Annotated in this window: 17 protein-coding genes; 11 read left to right on the forward strand and 6 right to left on the reverse strand. The window is 67.4% G+C overall.

Features of this window, described 5'->3' with window-relative positions; genetic code table 11:
- Window positions 1-42: 42 nt before the first annotated feature.
- From NG697_RS12865 to NG697_RS12875, 3 genes are read right to left on the reverse strand one after another with little or no spacing between them, the layout of a single operon-like run.
- Window positions 43-345, reverse strand: coding sequence for a hypothetical protein (locus tag NG697_RS12865; RefSeq protein ID WP_252598283.1), 303 nt, complete (start codon window positions 343-345; stop codon window positions 43-45).
- 54 nt (window positions 346-399) lie between these two features.
- Window positions 400-624 carry a DUF3107 domain-containing protein gene (locus NG697_RS12870; RefSeq protein ID WP_252614430.1) on the reverse strand — a complete coding sequence of 75 codons (225 nt, stop codon included), beginning with the start codon at window positions 622-624 and terminating at the stop codon, window positions 400-402.
- 50 nt (window positions 625-674) lie between these two features.
- On the reverse strand, window positions 675-1,340 hold the full coding sequence (locus tag NG697_RS12875; protein ID WP_252614431.1) for a TetR/AcrR family transcriptional regulator: 666 nt from the start codon (window positions 1,338-1,340) through the stop codon (window positions 675-677).
- An 84-nt stretch (window positions 1,341-1,424) separates the two neighbouring features.
- On the opposite strand from NG697_RS12875, the gene moeB reads away from it, so the two are divergent.
- Window positions 1,425-2,624 (forward strand): molybdopterin-synthase adenylyltransferase MoeB, encoded by a 1,200-nt coding sequence (gene moeB, locus NG697_RS12880; RefSeq protein ID WP_252614432.1) that lies wholly within the window; start codon window positions 1,425-1,427, stop codon window positions 2,622-2,624.
- Window positions 2,625-2,633: 9 nt separating this feature from the next.
- On the opposite strand, the gene NG697_RS12885 is transcribed toward moeB, so the two are convergent.
- A complete protein-coding gene (locus NG697_RS12885; protein WP_252614433.1) occupies window positions 2,634-3,947 on the reverse strand; it encodes a glutamyl-tRNA reductase in 1,314 nt (437 codons plus the stop codon).
- 158 nt (window positions 3,948-4,105) lie between these two features.
- Between NG697_RS12885 and hemE the strand changes: the two genes are divergently transcribed.
- From hemE to hemL, 10 genes are all read left to right on the forward strand, one after another.
- Window positions 4,106-5,224, forward strand: a complete 1,119-nt coding sequence (gene hemE, locus NG697_RS12890) for a uroporphyrinogen decarboxylase (RefSeq protein ID WP_252614434.1) — start codon at window positions 4,106-4,108, stop codon at window positions 5,222-5,224.
- 4 nt (window positions 5,225-5,228) lie between these two features.
- Window positions 5,229-6,671 (forward strand): protoporphyrinogen oxidase, encoded by a 1,443-nt coding sequence (gene hemG / locus NG697_RS12895; RefSeq protein ID WP_252614435.1) that lies wholly within the window; start codon window positions 5,229-5,231, stop codon window positions 6,669-6,671.
- A gap of 101 nt (window positions 6,672-6,772) precedes the next feature.
- Complete coding sequence (locus tag NG697_RS12900) at window positions 6,773-7,534, forward strand: hypothetical protein (RefSeq protein ID WP_252609017.1); 762 nt, start codon at window positions 6,773-6,775, stop codon at window positions 7,532-7,534.
- Between the two features lie 120 nt (window positions 7,535-7,654).
- Window positions 7,655-8,356 carry a hydrogen peroxide-dependent heme synthase gene (gene hemQ / locus NG697_RS12905; RefSeq protein WP_252598275.1) on the forward strand — a complete coding sequence of 234 codons (702 nt, stop codon included), beginning with the start codon at window positions 7,655-7,657 and terminating at the stop codon, window positions 8,354-8,356.
- Window positions 8,353-9,618: a ferrochelatase gene (locus tag NG697_RS12910; protein ID WP_252598274.1), complete on the forward strand. Its 1,266-nt coding sequence runs from the start codon at window positions 8,353-8,355 to the stop codon at window positions 9,616-9,618. Before hemQ ends, NG697_RS12910 begins: the two co-directional genes overlap by 4 nt.
- On the forward strand, window positions 9,615-10,598 hold the full coding sequence (hemC, locus tag NG697_RS12915) for a hydroxymethylbilane synthase (RefSeq protein ID WP_252598273.1): 984 nt from the start codon (window positions 9,615-9,617) through the stop codon (window positions 10,596-10,598). Before NG697_RS12910 ends, hemC begins: the two co-directional genes overlap by 4 nt.
- Window positions 10,585-11,460: a uroporphyrinogen-III synthase gene (locus NG697_RS12920; RefSeq protein WP_252609021.1), complete on the forward strand. Its 876-nt coding sequence runs from the start codon at window positions 10,585-10,587 to the stop codon at window positions 11,458-11,460. Before hemC ends, NG697_RS12920 begins: the two co-directional genes overlap by 14 nt.
- Window positions 11,457-12,437 carry a porphobilinogen synthase gene (gene hemB / locus NG697_RS12925; RefSeq protein WP_252614436.1) on the forward strand — a complete coding sequence of 327 codons (981 nt, stop codon included), beginning with the start codon at window positions 11,457-11,459 and terminating at the stop codon, window positions 12,435-12,437. Before NG697_RS12920 ends, hemB begins: the two co-directional genes overlap by 4 nt.
- A gap of 43 nt (window positions 12,438-12,480) precedes the next feature.
- Window positions 12,481-13,599: an LLM class flavin-dependent oxidoreductase gene (locus NG697_RS12930; protein ID WP_252614437.1), complete on the forward strand. Its 1,119-nt coding sequence runs from the start codon at window positions 12,481-12,483 to the stop codon at window positions 13,597-13,599.
- Window positions 13,600-13,693: 94 nt separating this feature from the next.
- A complete protein-coding gene (hemL, locus tag NG697_RS12935; protein ID WP_252614438.1) occupies window positions 13,694-15,013 on the forward strand; it encodes a glutamate-1-semialdehyde 2,1-aminomutase in 1,320 nt (439 codons plus the stop codon).
- 125 nt (window positions 15,014-15,138) lie between these two features.
- Here the strand turns inward: hemL and NG697_RS12940 are convergent, their stop codons facing one another.
- Together NG697_RS12940 and NG697_RS12945 are read right to left on the reverse strand one after the other, a co-directional pair.
- Window positions 15,139-15,876 carry an amino acid ABC transporter ATP-binding protein gene (locus NG697_RS12940; RefSeq protein WP_252598269.1) on the reverse strand — a complete coding sequence of 246 codons (738 nt, stop codon included), beginning with the start codon at window positions 15,874-15,876 and terminating at the stop codon, window positions 15,139-15,141.
- Complete coding sequence (locus NG697_RS12945) at window positions 15,873-16,637, reverse strand: amino acid ABC transporter permease (RefSeq protein ID WP_056343886.1); 765 nt, start codon at window positions 16,635-16,637, stop codon at window positions 15,873-15,875. The genes NG697_RS12940 and NG697_RS12945 overlap by 4 nt, the downstream gene beginning before the upstream one ends.
- Window positions 16,638-16,645 lie beyond the last annotated feature (8 nt).

The raw sequence follows: 16,645 nt of genomic DNA on the forward strand, positions 1-16,645 counted from the left end.
CTGCTGGGTGGTGGTCACCGGTACTTAAGAAACGAGCCCGAACTACAGTTTGAGCGCCTGCGTCAGCCGCTGCGCATCGTGGCTTTGGCGCGTCCGTCCCAGGTAGATGACCGTCCCGATGGCAGCGACGGTGCCGAGCGCCATGGGCAGGACCCAGGGAATCCACGTCAGGCCCGGCTGGTAGCCAAGACCTGCCGCCATGAAGATGGTCCAGCTGACCGCGCCCACCACAACGGCGACCCCTGCGGGCAACCCCGTCCCGTACCGGGTATGGCGCTTGTCATTGGCCCAGACAACAAAGCCTGCGGCCACAGTGACCAGGACAACGATGGTCAGCGAAAGCATGGAATCTCCTCGGAAAGCAGTGGCCAGCCGCCAAAGCGGCTGGCCACGGACGTGCTAGAACTGGCCGAAACCGACCTTGCGGGCCTCTTCGGCGCCGATTTCCACGTAGCCCAGGGCGTTGCCGGGAACGATGATGATGCGTCCCTTGTCGTCCTTGAGGCGGAGGTCGGTGCCCTTGGTGATGGCTTCTTCAACGACCGTGGCTACAGCCTCAGCATCCTGAGCCGATTCCAGGACGATTTCGCGGCCGATGTTCTGAATGCCGATCTTAATTTCCAACAGGGGGCCTCCCAGCCAATCAAAGTTTCTTGGGTTCTCTCATTTGTAGTCTAGGACTCTTTGGGGAAGCGTGAGATTCCGCGCCAAGCTAAACGGTAAATGAGGTCGCTGGCCACATCGAGGTCCAGGTTCCCGTCCGTTTCAAGCCAATACCGCGCGCTGACCTGGGCCATACCGGCCAGGCCGCGGCCCAGGAGCTGCGCCTCCAGCTGGGGCAGCTTGGTGTCCTCGGCAATCACGCGGGCAACGGCGTCCGCGAACGTCTTGTTGAATGTCTCGAGGCGTGAACTGACATCGGGATCGTTGATGAGGTCCGATTCGAAGACCAGGCGGTGGGCTTGGTCGTCGCTGGCGATAAAGCGGTAGTAAGCGCGCATAACCGCCTGGACACGTTCGTCATTGTCGGTTGTGGAGCTCAGCGCGCCGAGCATCAGGTCCGTCAGCGACGCGAGATGGCTGTCCAGCAGGGCAAGATACAACTCGCGTTTGGACGGGAAGTGCTGGTACAGCACCGGTTTGCTGACATGGGCCGTTTCGGCGATTTCATCCATGGCGGCGCCGTGGTATCCATTGGCGACAAAAACCTCCTGGGCCGCCGCGAGGAGCTGCGCCCGGCGCTCGTCCCGGGGAAGCCGGGCGGAGCGCTGCCCTGTAGTGCGTTGAGGTGTTGGCGGTTCCCCGCCGGACGCCCGGTCAGCCCGTGCTTCATGGACCACAGTTGCCCTACTTTCCCTTGCCGTTACCTACACAATACTGCGCGGTAATATGACCGTGCGGCATCTCGGGGCATACATTGAAGTATGGCTTCGACTTTGACCGCAAATGATTCCTCTGTCTCGCTTAACCCGCTCGTGGAGCCCGCCGGTGAACTGACGCCGGCCGAGGTGGAACGCTACTCTCGGCACCTCATCATTCCCGAAATCGGAGCGGTGGGGCAGCGCCGGCTGAAGAACGCCAAGGTGCTGGTCATCGGTGCCGGGGGACTGGGCTCGCCGGCGCTGCTCTACCTGGCGGCAGCGGGCGTGGGAACCCTGGGAATCATCGACGACGACGACGTTGACCTCAGCAACCTGCAGCGCCAGGTGATCCACGGCGTCACCGACGTAGGACGGCCCAAGATCGAATCCGCGCGGGACGCCATCACGGCTCTGAACCCGCTCGTGGAGGTCCGGCTGCACAACGTCAGGCTGGATGCCACTAATGCACTGGAGCTGTTCGCGGACTACGACCTGATCCTGGACGGGGCGGACAACTTCGCCACCCGCTACCTGGTCAACGATGCCGCCGCCATCCTCGGCAAGCCCTATGTGTGGGGCTCGATCTTCCGCTTCGACGGCCAGGTCAGCGTGTTCTGGGAAAAGCACGGACCCACCTACCGGGACCTCTATCCGGAGGCTCCGCCGGCCGGATCCGTGCCCTCCTGCGGCGAGGGCGGCGTCTTCGGCATGCTCTGCGCAGCTGTGGGATCACTCATGGTGACCGAGGCAGTCAAGCTGATCACCGGCGTCGGGCGTTCACTCCTGGGCCGGGTGGCACTGTTTGACGCGCTGGGCGGCAGCTGGCGCGAGATCCGGGTGTCCAAGGACCCGGCGGCCGAACCCATTACGGAGCTGACGGACTACGAAGCCTTCTGCGGCATCACCCCGGCCGCGGCCGCGGACATCGAGCACACCGTGACGGCCACCCAGCTGGCCACCATGCTGGCATCCCGGAAGGCAGGCCTGAAGGACTTCGAGCTGGTGGACGTCAGGGAAACCGGCGAACACGACATCGTGAGCATCGACGGCTCGGTGCTGATCCCGCAGGGCAGGATCCTCGCGGGGGAGGCCTGGGCGGAACTTCCGCAGGACAAGGACATTGTGTTCCACTGCAAGGCCGGCACCCGGTCAGCTAAAGTGCTGGAGGCTGCGCGGAAGGCCGGCTACCAGCGGGTCAGCCACCTCGACGGCGGAATCCTGGCCTGGGTGCGCGACGTGGAACCGCAGAAGCCGGTCTACTGACCGGGCGGGTCAGGCGGTTTCGAGGCCCCGGTGGTCCACGGGGCACTCCGCCTGCGCTGCCGTGGCCGGCTGCTCCACGGTGATGCCGTACAGGGTTTCGAGCGCGGACACGTAGTCGTCCTGCTGGCCGTTGGCGGCGAGCTCACGGGCACGGACGGTGGGAACGTGCAGCAGCTGCTTGACCATCCGGCGGAGGGCGAACTCCACTTCCTCGGCGGCGGCCGTGCAGCCGTGGCGGGCACGGACGCGCTCCATCTCCGCGTCCAGGACGTTCATGGTGTGCCGGCGGAGCGCCACGATGGCGGAATCCACCGAGCGCGCTTCCCGTTCCTGTTCGAAAGCCCGGGCAGCGCCGGACACAATGCCGCTGGCCTGGTTCAGTGACTCGGCCTGTTCCTGGGGTGCCGCCAAACGCACGGATTCGAGCGTAAGCAGCTCAACGCCGTCGAGCTGGCCGACTTCCGGGTCAAAATCATGGGTGAGGGCGAGGTCAATGGCGATCAGCGGCTGGGGAGACCCGGCGCGGATCTCGGCAAGTTCGCCGGCCTCGACCCGGGTGTCGGAGCCGCTGCAGCCGATCATGACGTCGGCCGCGGCCACGGCTACCGGCAAGGATTCGCTGTCCAACGCTGTTCCGCCGCGGGTGGCGACGAACGCTTCGGCACGGCCCGAGGAGGAGAACACGGAGATGTCGGTGCAGCCCCGTTCGCGGAGCAGCGCCATGGTGGCGCCGGCGTAGGCGCCTGTGCCGAACACCACCGCCTTCTTCGCTGACCAGTCGTGGCTCTCGGAAAGATCGGTGGCCAGATCCAGTGCCACTGAAACGATGGACAGGCCCCTGGAGCCGAGGGCGGTCTGCGCCCCGACGTCCTTGGCCGTTTTGGAGGCGGCCTGGAAGAGGCGCACCAGGCCGGAGCTGGCAGTGCCCTCGTGCTGGGCAGTGATGAGTGCGCGGCGGACCTGGCCGGCAATTTCACGTTCACCCACGACGGCGGAGTCCAGCCCGGCGCTGACGGCGAAAAGGTGTTGGCTGACTTCGGGGCCGGTGCGTGTGCTGAAGGAGCGAGACACGAGCTGTTCGTTGAGTCCGCTGAGGCCGCTGATCTCGGACACGAGGGCCGCCCGGGCAGCCTCAACATCGTCAGCGTGGGGCGCTTCACCGTAGATTTCGTACCGGTTGCAGGTGGCAAGCACCACCGCACCCGTCACTGCCGGCGATCCGGAGAGTGCGGATATAGCGATCCCGGAAGCACCGTTGCTCAGTTGAGCAACGGTCTCAAGGTCGATGTCGGCGTGTGTAGCCACCAATGAAAAAAGAACCACAGCAGATCAATCATAGCTTTTTCGTAGCCCGGTAGAACAACCCGCCCAACGGCAACGGGCGGCGAAGGGCCGTGATTCCTGCCACGGTGCGTCCTGGGCGGCTCCAGGTGACAGGCTGTCGTTATCTTTTAGGGCCGATTTTGGGCACAATCAAAGGCATGACTTCCAGCTCCGCCGTGTCCAATGCCGTGTCTAGTGTCCCGTCTAACGACAGAGCCCTTGCTGCCGGCCATCCGCTGATGGACGGCCGCACCGCAGATTCGCCGCTCATCACCGCTTACCGTGGCGGCAAGCCTTCACGGCGGCCGGTGTGGTTCATGCGCCAGGCCGGACGCTCCCTGCCGGAATACCTGAAGGTGCGCGACGGCGTGGCCATGCTGGATTCCTGCCTGCGGCCCGAGCTCGCGGCCGAGATTACGCTGCAGCCCGTCCGGCGCCATGACGTGGACGCTGCCATTTTCTTCTCCGACATCGTCATTCCGCTCAAGCTCGCCGGCGTCGGCGTGGACATTGTGCCGGGCGTGGGCCCCGTGCTGGACAAACCGGTGCGCACGGCTGCAGACGTTGCTGCCCTGCCCCAGCTGACCTGGGAAGCGCTGGAACCGATCCGCGAAGCCGTGCGGCTGACCGTCGCCGAGCTGGGCAAAACCCCGCTGATCGGCTTTGCCGGTGCCCCGTTCACCCTCGCCGCCTACATGGTGGAGGGCAAGCCCTCCCGTGACCACCTGGGCCCGCGCACCATGATGCACGCGGACCCGGAAACCTGGACGGCGCTGGCCAACTGGGCCGCCGACGCCTCGGGGATGTTCCTCCGCGCCCAGCTGGAAGCCGGCGCCTCCGCCGGACAGCTGTTTGACTCCTGGGCTGGATCGCTGGGCCTGGCCGACTACACCAAGTTCGTGGCACCGGCCTCGGCCCGTGCGCTGGATCATGTCCGCCACCTCGGCGCGCCGCTGATCCACTTTGGTACCGGAACCTCCGAACTGCTTGTTGCCATGCGCGACGTCGGCGTGGACGTGGTGGGCGTGGATTACCGCCTTCCGCTGGATGAGGCCAACCGGCGCCTGGGCGGAACGGTGCCGCTGCAGGGCAACATCGACCCCGCGCTGCTGTCCGCGCCGTGGGACGTGCTGGAAGCCCATGTCCGTGCGGTCATTGCGGCCGGCGCTTCTGCGCCGGGCCACGTGCTCAACCTTGGACACGGGGTGCCGCCGGAAACCGACCCCACGGTCCTGACCCGCGTTGTAGAACTCATCCACTCCATTTCCCCGGAGTAGGACCGTGAGCAGTTCCGTGACACCGGCCCAGACCGCCGTCGTCCTGGGCGGCGGCATCTCCGGCCTGCTGGCCGCACGCGAGCTGGCAGCTGCCGGACGCACCGTCACCGTCCTGGAAGCCACAGCATCCTGGGGCGGCTGCGTGGGCAGCCACGTGGTGGCCGGCCTCACCCTGGACAGCGGAGCAGAGTCCTTCGCCACACGCTCCTCAGCCGTGGCGGACCTTGCTGCTGAACTGGGACTCGGCGGCAACGTTGTGCCGCCCCGCCCGGGCGGCGCCTGGGTGCAGCTTCCGGACGGCCCCCGCGAACTGCCCAAGACCGGAGTCCTGGGCATTCCCGCCAACCCTTGGGACCCGGAGGTCAGGCGGTCCCTCGGATTTGCGGGTTCGCTGCGGGCGTCGCTGGACAAGTACCTGCCGGCGTCGATCGGCGCGTCGGCGGACGTCACCAGCGTCGCGGCGCTGGTGCGGGCCCGGATGGGCCGCCGCGTGTTGGACCGCCTCGTAGCCCCGGTGGTGGGCGGCGTGCACTCCGCGGACCCCGGACTCCTGGACGTGGACATGGTGGCCCCCGGCCTCCGGGCCGGAATCCGTGAGCACGGTTCCCTCGCAGCCGCGGTGGCCGCCCAGCGGCGCGGTTCCACCCAGCCGTCCGTTGCGAAGGCGGGTTCCGCCGTCGCCGGCCTCAACGGCGGGATGCACACCCTGGTGTCGGCCCTGCTCAGCGATCTCCGCAGCCGCGGGGTCACCCTGATGAGTGGAACAGCCGCGGACGCCGTCGAACGGACGCCGGACGGGTGGCGGGTCACCGCCGGTGACGCAGCGTACGACGGCGGCCTGCTGGTGGTGGCGCTGCCCGGCCCGGCCGCAGTGGGGCTGCTTCAGGCGGCCGTACCCGCCCTCGCCGGCAGGAGCCCCGAAAGCGGGCCGGACGTCCGGCTCGTTACCCTGGTGGTGGACCTGCCCGAACTTGACCGCCGGCCGCGGGGCACCGGGATCCTCGTGGCCCCCCAAACGCCGGGCATCCAGGCTAAAGCCCTCACGCATGCAACCGCCAAGTGGGATTGGCTCGCCGCTGCGGCAGGTCCCGGGACGCACGTGCTGCGGCTCTCGTACGGCCGCCTGGAAGCCTCGGAACCCGCGACCGCAGAAACCGGCGGCTCCGCCCCAGCCGCCGACACTGAACTCCTGGCTGCTGCCTTGCACGACGCTTCGGCCCTGCTGGACGTCCCGGTGCAGGGGACCGACGTCGTTGGCTGGGATGTTGTCAGGTGGCAAGGGGCCCTGCCGTTCGCGGCCGTAGGACACAAAGCCCGGGTGGCCGAGGTCAGGAAGCTCTGCGCGGCAGAGGCTGGCCTCGGCATTGTGGGCGGATGGGTGGCCGGCAACGGACTCGCCGCCGTGGTGGCCGATACCCGAAAAGAAATTCGCAGCCTGCTCAGCTGACCATCGCTCCTGTTCAGTGGAATATGGGCCTTGAAGGGACCACTCCGGGGTGCAGTTTCCGGTTTTCAATCCACCCCCTGATGTGGCTAGGGTCGATAACTATGGTTATTTACAGGTCCGAATTTTCCCGTTCCCGGACCAGTATCCATGGGGGACTCCGGCGTGGCGCTGCAGCGGCTGCCGTCGGAGCGGTACTGGTCCTGTCCGCCGGCGTGCCGGCATCCCAGGCGGCTGACGGCAGCGCCGAACCCCCAGGGTCCGCCGAGGTTGCGGCCGACGGGGACCTCGCCGGGGTCGGTGGCCTGCTGAATGGACTCCTGGGCGGTTCCGGCGGACAGGCCAAAGCCTCACCGGAACCGACTCCGGCCCCCTCAGGATCGTCCACTCCGACGGCCACGGCTACACCGTCTCCCGCCCCCACGTCCACGGCCCCCACGTCAACTGCGCCGACGTCGTCCGCTCCGTCGACATCTGCCAGCCCAGCGCCGCAGGGCACCACTCCGCAGGGCACGGCTCCCCAAGGTGCCGTCCCGACGTCGAGCGCTCCGGCGCCGCTCAGCACGTCCCCGGATGCCGCAGGTTCAGCGGCAGGCACGCAGCCGAACGGCCAGCCCGGCACCCCAGCCGACGCGACGCAGGAAGCCGATCCTGCTGCGGACCAGCCCACGGACACCCACAGCACCAACGCCACGCCTGTTTCGGGACCGGGGCGCCACGGAAACGCGCCTGCCAGCCGGGACAACATGGCGTCCGCCACGGCAGCAGCCGCGGCCGCCGAACCCGCGAAGGTCTGGCTTGGTGTGGGACTGGTGGGGTCCGCCGGAGCCGCTGGCCTCCTTTTTGCCCGGATCCGCCAGATCTGACCTCAGTGCCGGATTGGCTCACAACCCACGCTTCGCCGAACGTGTGACATTGAGCACTTCTACGTCTTGTAGAAGTCGCTGGTTTCGACTTGGCGGTAGGGAAGGGGCAAACTGGTAACCATGAGCCACACTTCTGCCGAATCTGTCACTAAAACCGAAGAATCAGCCGAGCAGTTCTTCACTCTCTGGACTGTTTTCAAGCGGTCCGAGGAACTGGTGCGCAGCGCTGATGCTGCCGCCGATTTCGATGCCCTGTTGGTCCGCCTGGCCGAGGCCGGCGTGACGCACCGCGGCAGCTACGACGTCTCCGCGATGCGCGCCGACGCCGACATCATGGTGTGGCTCCACGGCCCGAAGCCCGAAGCGCTGCAGCAGGCCATCCGCGACATCCGCCGCAGCACGCTTTTCGCCGGAACCGAGATTGTCTGGTCCGCCATGGGCGTGCACCGGGAAGCCGAGTTCGCCAAGAACCACACCCCCGCTTACTCACGCGGTGTGGCCCCGGCCGAATGGCTCTGCGTCTACCCGTTCGTGCGCTCCTATGAGTGGTACATCCTGCCCGAGGAAGAACGCGGCAAGATGCTGCGCGACCACGGTATGCTGGGCCGGGAGTTCCCGCAGGTCATCTCCAACACGGTATCCTCCTTCGCCCTGGGAGACTGGGAATGGATCCTGGGACTGGAAGCCCCAGAACTGGTGGACCTCGTGGACCTCATGCGCCACCTCCGCGCCACCGAAGCACGCAACCACGTACGGGAGGAAATCCCGTTCTACACCGGCCGCCGCATCACCGCAGCCGAGGTCGCTGAGGTCCTCGCATGACCCAGCCCGATCCTGCGGCGGGCGCCGTGCTCACCGGAATCAACCCGGTCACCGAAGCCGGCCGGATGGCGCCCAAAAACTATGACGGCGTCCTGCTGGCCTCCTTTGGCGGGCCCGAAGGCCAGGACGACGTCATCCCGTTCCTACGCAATGTCACCCGCGGCCGCGGCATCCCGGACGAGCGGCTGGAAGAGGTTTCCCGGCACTACCGGGCAAATGGCGGCATCAGCCCCATCAACCAGCAAAACCGCGAGCTCAAGGCAGCCCTGGAAGCGGAGCTCAGCGCCCGCGGCATTGAGCTTCCCGTGCTGTGGGGCAACCGCAACTGGGACCCCTACATTCCGCAGACCCTGCAGGACGCGTACGACGCCGGCCACCGCAAACTGCTGATGGTCACCACAAGTGCCTACTCCTGTTACTCCAGTTGCCGCCAGTACCGCGAGGACATCGGCATCGCCCTGACGGAGACAGGACTGGACGGCCGGCTTGAGGTGGACAAGGTCCGCCAGTACTTCGACCACCCCGGCTTTGTGGAGCCCTTCATCGAAGGCACCGCAGCCGGGCTGGCGGACGTGCGGGCGCAGCTTGCGGCCGCGGGAACACCGGACGCCCCCGTGCACATCCTTTTTGCCACCCACTCCATCCCCACCCGGGATGCCGAGGCCGCCGGACGGTCTGCGGACGAACCGCGCGAGTTCGACGAAGGTTCCGCCTACGTGGCCCAGCACCTGGCCACCGGCGCCGCAGTCATCAGCCGAGTGCAGGCCGAGTCAGGCCTGACCGCACCCTGGTCGCTCGTCTACCAATCCCGCTCGGGCGCGCCGCACGTGCCCTGGCTGGAACCGGACATCAACGACGCCATCGCCGACCTGGCTGGCCAGGGCATCAAAGGCGTCGTCATCGTCCCGCTGGGCTTTGTCAGCGACCACATGGAAGTTGTCTGGGACCTGGACACCGAAGCTCTGGAAACCAGCCGTAACCTCGGCCTGGCTGCCACGCGTGTACCCACCCCCGGCAACCACCGGAAGTTTGTGAACGGCCTGGTGGACCTCATCTCCGAACGGACGCTCGCCAACAACATCAGCGACCGGCCCGCCGTGACCGGACTGGGCCCCTGGTACGACGTCTGCCGGCCGGGATGCTGCGCGAACTTCCGCGGCGAAAAGCCCACCATCGCCGGAGCCGACACCACCGTCGGCACCGGACACGACGCATACCCGGGCGCATCTGCGGGCGCTCCCGGGAGAGAAGGAACCCCGTGACCGTACGGATCGGAACCAGGGCCAGCAAGCTCGCCCTGACCCAGACCCAGCAGACGGCGGACCAGCTGGCCGCCGTCGGAGGCTTCCCCGTGGAGCTGGTGCACATCACCACCGAGGGCGACGTCAGGACAGGGTCCCTGTCCCAGATGGGCGGCACCGGGGTGTTTGTCGCCGCCCTGCGCGATGCCCTCCTGCAGGACACCTGCGATGTCGCTGTGCACTCACTCAAGGACCTTCCCACGGGCGCCGCGCCGGGCCTCACCATCGCCGCAACGCCCAAGCGTGCGGACGTGCGGGACGTCCTGTGCGCCCGCGACGGCCTAAAGCTGGCTGATCTGCCTCAAGGCGCCAAGGTGGGCACCGGCTCTCCGCGCCGAGCTGCCCAGTTGCGTGCCGCCCGCCCTGACCTGGAAGTGCAGGACATCCGCGGCAATGTGGATACCCGTCTGGGCCGCGTGCCCGGCCTGCCCGGAAACGCCGCCGGCGCACCGGGTGACCTGGACGCCGTCGTACTGGCCGCCGCAGGCCTGGAACGCATCGGCCGCCTGGACGCCGTCAGCGAATTTTTCGAGATGGACGTGATGCTGCCGGCGCCCGGACAGGGTTCGCTGGCCATCGAATGCCGGACGGCTGACGCCCCGCGCAAGGCAGGTTCCACCGAGGGGTCGCAGAGTGTTTTGGCGCAGGCCCTGGCCGCGCTCAACGATGAGGACACCCGCCTCGCCGTGACCGCCGAGCGTGCCGTGCTGGCCCGCCTCGAGGCCGGCTGCGCCGCCCCCGTGGGTGCCTTCGCGTACCGCAAGGGCAGCATGCTGTACCTCGAGGCGGCGGTGTGCGCCGTGGACGGCACCAAGACTGTGCGCGAAAAGAAGGCAACCGACGGTCTCACCGAGGTTGGTGCCACGCTGCTCGGCATCGAGGTGGCCGAGCTCCTGCTGGCTGCCGGCGCCGCGGAGATCGCGGACCTTGCAGCCTCCTGATGACCTGGCGGGCGCTCTGGGTGGCCGGCGCGTCCTGATCACCCGTAGCGCCGACCGTGCCGGGCCGCTGGCCGCGCTGCTCGGCGGTCTGGGGGCCGAACCGTTGCTTTTGCCGCTCATCGACTTTGAACGGGCCGCGGACCAGTCGGCTCTCGATGCCGCGCTGGATGATCTGGTGGCCGGGGGCTTCGACTGGCTGGTGGTCAGCAGCATCACCGCGGTGCGTGTGCTCGTGGAAAAAGCGGTTGAGCGCGGCACCACGCCGGCCGGACTGGTGCCGGCGGGAACGAGGGTGGCCACCATCGGACCGTCCTCCCGGCGGATCCTCGAGGCCGCGGGCATTCCTGTGGCGCTGGCCCCGGTGGATATCCAGTCCGCCGAAGGGCTCGTGGAACTGTGGACCGCCGCGCCGGCGCGCGTGCTGCTGCCACAGGCCGACATCGCGGCCCCTGAACTGCGCGATGGCCTGGCAGCCAAGGGTGCCGACGTCACCGCAGTTGTGGCCTACCACACCGTGGACTACCCGGCCCGGCAAGAACTCCGCCTGGAGGCGGAACTGCCGTCCGCCGTCGGAATCTCCCACGCTTTCGCTCCCCGTGAGCTCAGTCAGTCGCAGACCCGCAGGGAGCTCGACGCCGGGACGCTCGACGCCGTCGTGGCCGCCTCGCCAAGCGCCGCGCGGCGCATTGCAGCGACCCTCCTGCCGCTGGGCCGCTGCCGTTTCATCGCCATCGGACGCCCGACGGCGGCAGAAGCTGCCGCCCTTGGCATCCCGGTGGCCGCCACCGCCCAAGTCCCCACCCCGGACGGCATAGTGGCCGCGCTGGGCACCGTATTTGCCAACGAAGGGAACACCCGATGAGCTTTCCGAACCACCGCCCGCGCCGCCTCCGCACCACGCCCGCCATGCGCCGGCTCACCGCCGAATACCGCCTGGCGCCTGCCGACCTGATCCTGCCCGCGTTCATCCGCGAAGGCCTCAGCGAACCGTCGCCCATCACCTCCATGCCCGGCGTCGTCCAGCACACCACCGACTCGCTAAAGCGCGCCGCCGCGGAAGCCGTGGAACTGGGCGTCGGCGGCATCATGCTCTTTGGCGTGCCCGCCGTGCGCGATGCCCGCGGCACCGCCTCCCTGGACCCGGACGGCGTGCTCAATAAAGCCATCCGCGACGTCCGCGCCGAGGTGGGCGACGACCTGGTCATCATGGGCGATGTCTGCCTGGACGAATTCACCGACCACGGCCACTGCGGCGTCCTGGACGCCGATGGCTATGTGGACAACGACGCCACGCTGGAGATCTACGGCCAGATGGCCATGGCCCAGGCTGACGCGGGCGCCCATGTGCTGGGGCCCTCCGGCATGATGGACGGCCAGATCGCCGTGATCCGCCAGGCCCTTGAGGAATCCGGCCACAAAAACACCGTCATCCTGGCCTACGCTGCCAAGTACGCCTCCGCCTTCTACGGTCCCTTCCGGGAAGCCGTGGATTCGCAGCTCAAGGGCGACCGCCGCACCTATCAGATGGACGCCGCCAACCGCCGCGAAGCCCTCCTTGAGGTGGAGCTGGATCTTGAGGAAGGCGCAGACATGGTGATGGTGAAGCCGGCCATGAGCTACCTGGATATCCTGGCCGACGTCGCCGCCATGAGTCCCGTGCCCGTCTCGGCCTACCAGATCTCGGGTGAATACGCGATGATCGAGGCCGCCGCCGCCAACGGCTGGATTGACCGGCGGGGTGCCATCACGGAATCCATCCTCGGCATCAAGCGGGCCGGCGCCAACACCGTGCTGACTTACTGGGCCTCCGAAGTAGCAGGCTGGCTCAAGGAATCCTGACGCGGCAGGGAATGTTTCCGGATGCTCGGTGGTTTGTATGCGTATGCATGAAAACAGTGAGCCTTCCGTAACCACTTTGTCCACCCCGGGCAACCCCACTGCCCCTGTCCCCGCGGACACCATCCTATTGGGCGTCAGTACCTTCGGCGACGTCGACCTGGCTGCCGACGGCGCACCCAAGCACCACGCGGAGGTGCTGCGCCAGGTGGTGGAACAGGCCAAGGTGGCCGACGCCGTCGGACTGCACTCCTTCGGCGTGGGGGAGCACCACCGCAGGGACTTCGCCGTCAGTGCGCCGGACGTGGTGCTCGCAGCCATCGCCACGGCCACGGAAAACATCCGGCTCGGCAGTGCTGTCACGGTCCTGAGCTCGGACGATCCCATCCGCGTCTTCCAGCGCTTCGCCACACTCGACGCCGTCTCCAACGGCCGCGCCGAAGTGATCCTGGGCAGGGGTTCGTTCACCGAGTCCTTCCCGCTCTTTGGCTACGACCTGGGCGACTACGACGCGCTGTTCGAGGAGAAGCTGGACATCTATGACCGCGTCCGCTCCCAGAACCCGGTGAACTGGGACGGCCGCACCCGGGCGTCGCTTCGGGGCCAGATGGTCTATCCGCACGTGGAAGGCCGCCTGCTTCCCACCTGGATCGGAGTGGGCGGCTCACCCCAGTCCGTAGTCCGCACGGCCACCTACGGGTACCCCATGGTCCTGGCGATCATCGGCGGCGAGCCCGAGCGTTTCCGCCCGTATGCCGATCTGTACCGGCGCACGCTGGCCGAAGCCGGTAAGGAACCGCAGGCACTCTCCGTGCATTCGCCCGGCTACGTGGCCGAAACTGACGAGCAGGCCCTCGAGGAGTACTACCCGCACTGGCTCGCCACGCGGAACAAGATCGGCGCGGAACGCGGCTGGGGACCGGCCGGGCGCGGCGAATACGAAGCCGCGGCCGACGAGGACGGCGCCCTGTTCGTTGGTTCCCCGGAGACCGTGGCGGCGAAGATCGCCCGGCTCAAGGGCACCCTCGGTGCGGACCGCTTCGAGATGAAGTACAGCAGCGGCACGCTGCCCCACGAGCAGATGCTGCGCTCCATCGAACTGTTCGGTTCCAAGGTGGCGCCACGCGTTGCGGACAAGCTTGCGGACATGCTCGCGGACCGCTGAGTCAGGCGGCCACTTGATCCGGCAGCTACTGTATCCGGCGCCCGCACCATGGCGTGGCGCCGGATGCCACCGCACGTGATGGAAGAATAGGGGCATGACTCGTTCCGAAGACCTCTTCGCCCGTGCCCAGACCCTGATGCCCGGTGGCGTCAACTCACCCGTCCGTGCCTTCGGCTCGGTGGGCGGTACCCCGCGGTTTATGGTGTCGGCCCAGGGCCCATACCTGACCGATGCCGACGGCAAAGAGTACGTCGACCTGGTCTGCTCCTGGGGCCCGGCCCTTCTGGGGCACGCCCATCCGGCCGTACTGGAGGCGGTCCACGCGGCGGTGGACCGAGGCCTGTCCTTCGGCGCGTCCACCCCGGACGAGGCCAACCTGGCCGCCATCGTCCACGAGCGCGTGCCGGCCGCCGAACGCGTGCGTATGGTCTCCACAGGCACCGAGGCCACCATGACGGCCGTCCGGCTGGCCCGCGGCTTCACCGGCCGGAACCTCATCATCAAGTTCGCTGGCTGCTACCACGGCCACCTGGACGGGCTGCTCGCCGCTGCAGGATCGGGTGTTGCAACCCTGGCGCTGCCGGGCTCGGCCGGCGTCACCGCAGCCACTGCCGCCGAAACGCTGGTCCTGCCCTACAACGACCTCGCCGCCGTCGAAGCCGCCTTTGCTGCGCACGGGCCGAACATCGCAGCCGTCATCACCGAAGCCGCCCCCGCCAACATGGGCGTGGTGACTCCGAGGGAGGGCTTCAACCTGGGCCTGTCCCGCATCACCCGCGAGCACGGCGCCCTGCTGATCCTGGACGAAGTGCTCACCGGCTTCCGCACCGGCTACTCCGGCTACTGGGGACTCACCGGCGGTGCTGCTGACGCGACGGAGCCGTGGACCCCCGACCTGCTCACGTTCGGCAAGGTCATCGGCGGCGGAATGCCGACGGCGGCCCTCGGCGGGCGTGCGGACGTTATGGACTACCTTGCACCCCTCGGCCCGGTGTACCAGGCAGGGACACTCTCCGGGAACCCCGTGGCCATGGCAGCCGGCGTAGCCACGCTGACGCACGCCACCCGCGACGTGTACTCCTTTGTGGACGCCCGCTCGCTGGAACTCTCCTCGGCGCTGTCCGCTGCCCTGGACAGTGCCGGTGTGGACCACTCCGTCCAGTTCGCCGGAAACCTCTTCTCCGTGGCATTCGGCACGTCCGCCAACGGCGTCCACAACTACGCTGACGCCCAGGCCCAGGAAACCTTCCGGTACGCGCCGTTCTTCCACTCCATGCTGGAAACCGGCGTTTACCTGCCGCCGTCGGTCTTCGAGGCCTGGTTCCTCTCGGCCGCCCACGACGACGCCGCGATGAACCGAATCTTTGACGCCCTCCCGGCCGCCGCGAAGGCTGCAGCTGCCGCGAAGGCCTAGCGCCGCCGTCGGCCGTTGACCGGCGCCCGCAACGGCTGAAGCAAGAAAATCCCCGTCTCCCGGACAAATCCCCGCACAAAGCGTGGGGGAAATGTCCGGGAGACGGGGATTTCCTGTTGGCGCGTCTACAGCACGTCCGAAAGGAAGCCCTTCAGGCGGTCAGTTGCGGGCGCCGTGAAGATCTGCTCGGGCGGACCCGATTCGACCACCACGCCGGCGTCCATAAACGTGACAGTGTCCGAGACGTTGCGGGAGAAGCCCATCTCGTGGGTCACCACCACCATGGTCATGCCGCCCTTGGCGAGGTCGGTCATCAGCGCCAGGACGCCCTTAACGAGCTCGGGGTCGAGGGCGGAGGTGGCCTCGTCAAAGAACATCACCTCAGGCTTCATGGCCAACGCACGGGCGATTGCAACGCGCTGCTGCTGGCCGCCGGAGAGGTTGGCCGGGCGGGCATCGGCTTTGTGCTTGAGGCCCACCAGGTCCAGCTGCTCCAGGGCCTCGGCGCGCGCCTCGTCCTTGGAGAGCTTCCGGAGCTTTCGCAGCGCGAGCGAGACGTTGTCCAACACCGTCTTGTGCGGGAACAGGTTGAACTGCTGGAACACCATGCCGATCCGCTGGCGCAGCTCGTCCGGGTTGTCCTTCAGGACCGACCGGCCATCCAGCAGGATGTCGCCCTGGTCCGGTTCGATCAGCCGGTTCATGACGCGCAGGAGCGTCGACTTTCCAGAGCCAGACGGGCCGATGACCGAAGCCGTAGTGCCCTTCTCCACGTGGAGGTCGATGCCGCGGAGCACATGGTTATGCCCGAACGAAAGGTGCAGGTTCTTGCCGGTCAGGGTGCCGGAAGTAAACTCCGTCATGCCTGTGCCCCCTTGCCGATAGGTGCCGCCAGCTCGTCCGGTTCCTTCTTCTCCGGCCGGCCAGTACGGAGCCGGTTGTCGATGAAGTTCACGAAGTGTGTCAGCGGCACGGTCAGGATCAGATACAGAACGCCGGCGGCCACCAGCGGCGAAAGGTTCCCAGTGTTGGCCATGGCATCGTTACCGATCCGGAAAATCTCGCGGTCGGAGGCTGCCAGGCCCAGCACAAACACCAGGGAGGAATCCTTCAGCAGCGAGATGAACTGGTTCACCAAGGCAGGCAGCACGCGGCGGATGCCCTGTGGCACCACCACCAGGCGCATGGACTTGCCGTAGCTGAACCCCAAAGCGCGCGAGGCCTCCAACTGGCCCTTCTCCACGCTCTGGATTCCGGAACGGAAGATCTCGCCGATGTAGGCGCCGGCGATCAACGTCAGAGCCAGGATCCCGAGCGGATAGGGGTTCCGGTTACCGGTGAGTTCCCGAGCGATGGGGCTGAGCCCAATACCGATCACCAGGATGACCAAAATGGCGGGCAGGCCGCGGAACAGGTCGGTGTAGATCCGAGCTGCCCAGCGGGCGACGGGATTCCGGGAAATGCCCATCAGCGCGAGCAGTAGCCCCAGCAAGGAGCCGAGGATGCCCGAGGCCAAGGCCAGGATCAGGGTGTTGGGCAAGCCCACCGTGAGAAGGGAAGGAACGACTTTCGCCATTTCCTCCCAGTTGAGGAAGGTTTCACCCAGCTGGTCCAGGAGATCCATAAGCGGTT

The organism is Pseudarthrobacter raffinosi (assembly GCF_023913835.1).
Classification (GTDB): Bacteria; Actinomycetota; Actinomycetes; order Actinomycetales; family Micrococcaceae; genus Arthrobacter; species Arthrobacter raffinosi.

Coding starts and splice junctions, on each gene's coding strand:
- NG697_RS12865 (WP_252598283.1), bottom strand. CDS start 345: ATGCTTTCGCTGACCATCGTTGTCCTGGTCACTGTGGCCGCAGGCTTT.
- moeB (WP_252614432.1), top strand. CDS start 1,425: ATGGCTTCGACTTTGACCGCAAATGATTCCTCTGTCTCGCTTAACCCG.
- hemE (WP_252614434.1), top strand. CDS start 4,106: ATGACTTCCAGCTCCGCCGTGTCCAATGCCGTGTCTAGTGTCCCGTCT.
- NG697_RS12900 (WP_252609017.1), top strand. CDS start 6,773: ATGGTTATTTACAGGTCCGAATTTTCCCGTTCCCGGACCAGTATCCAT.
- hemQ (WP_252598275.1), top strand. CDS start 7,655: ATGAGCCACACTTCTGCCGAATCTGTCACTAAAACCGAAGAATCAGCC.
- NG697_RS12910 (WP_252598274.1), top strand. CDS start 8,353: ATGACCCAGCCCGATCCTGCGGCGGGCGCCGTGCTCACCGGAATCAAC.
- hemB (WP_252614436.1), top strand. CDS start 11,457: ATGAGCTTTCCGAACCACCGCCCGCGCCGCCTCCGCACCACGCCCGCC.
- NG697_RS12930 (WP_252614437.1), top strand. CDS start 12,481: ATGCATGAAAACAGTGAGCCTTCCGTAACCACTTTGTCCACCCCGGGC.
- hemL (WP_252614438.1), top strand. CDS start 13,694: ATGACTCGTTCCGAAGACCTCTTCGCCCGTGCCCAGACCCTGATGCCC.
- NG697_RS12940 (WP_252598269.1), bottom strand. CDS start 15,876: ATGACGGAGTTTACTTCCGGCACCCTGACCGGCAAGAACCTGCACCTT.
- NG697_RS12945 (WP_056343886.1), bottom strand. CDS start 16,637: ATGGATCTCCTGGACCAGCTGGGTGAAACCTTCCTCAACTGGGAGGAA.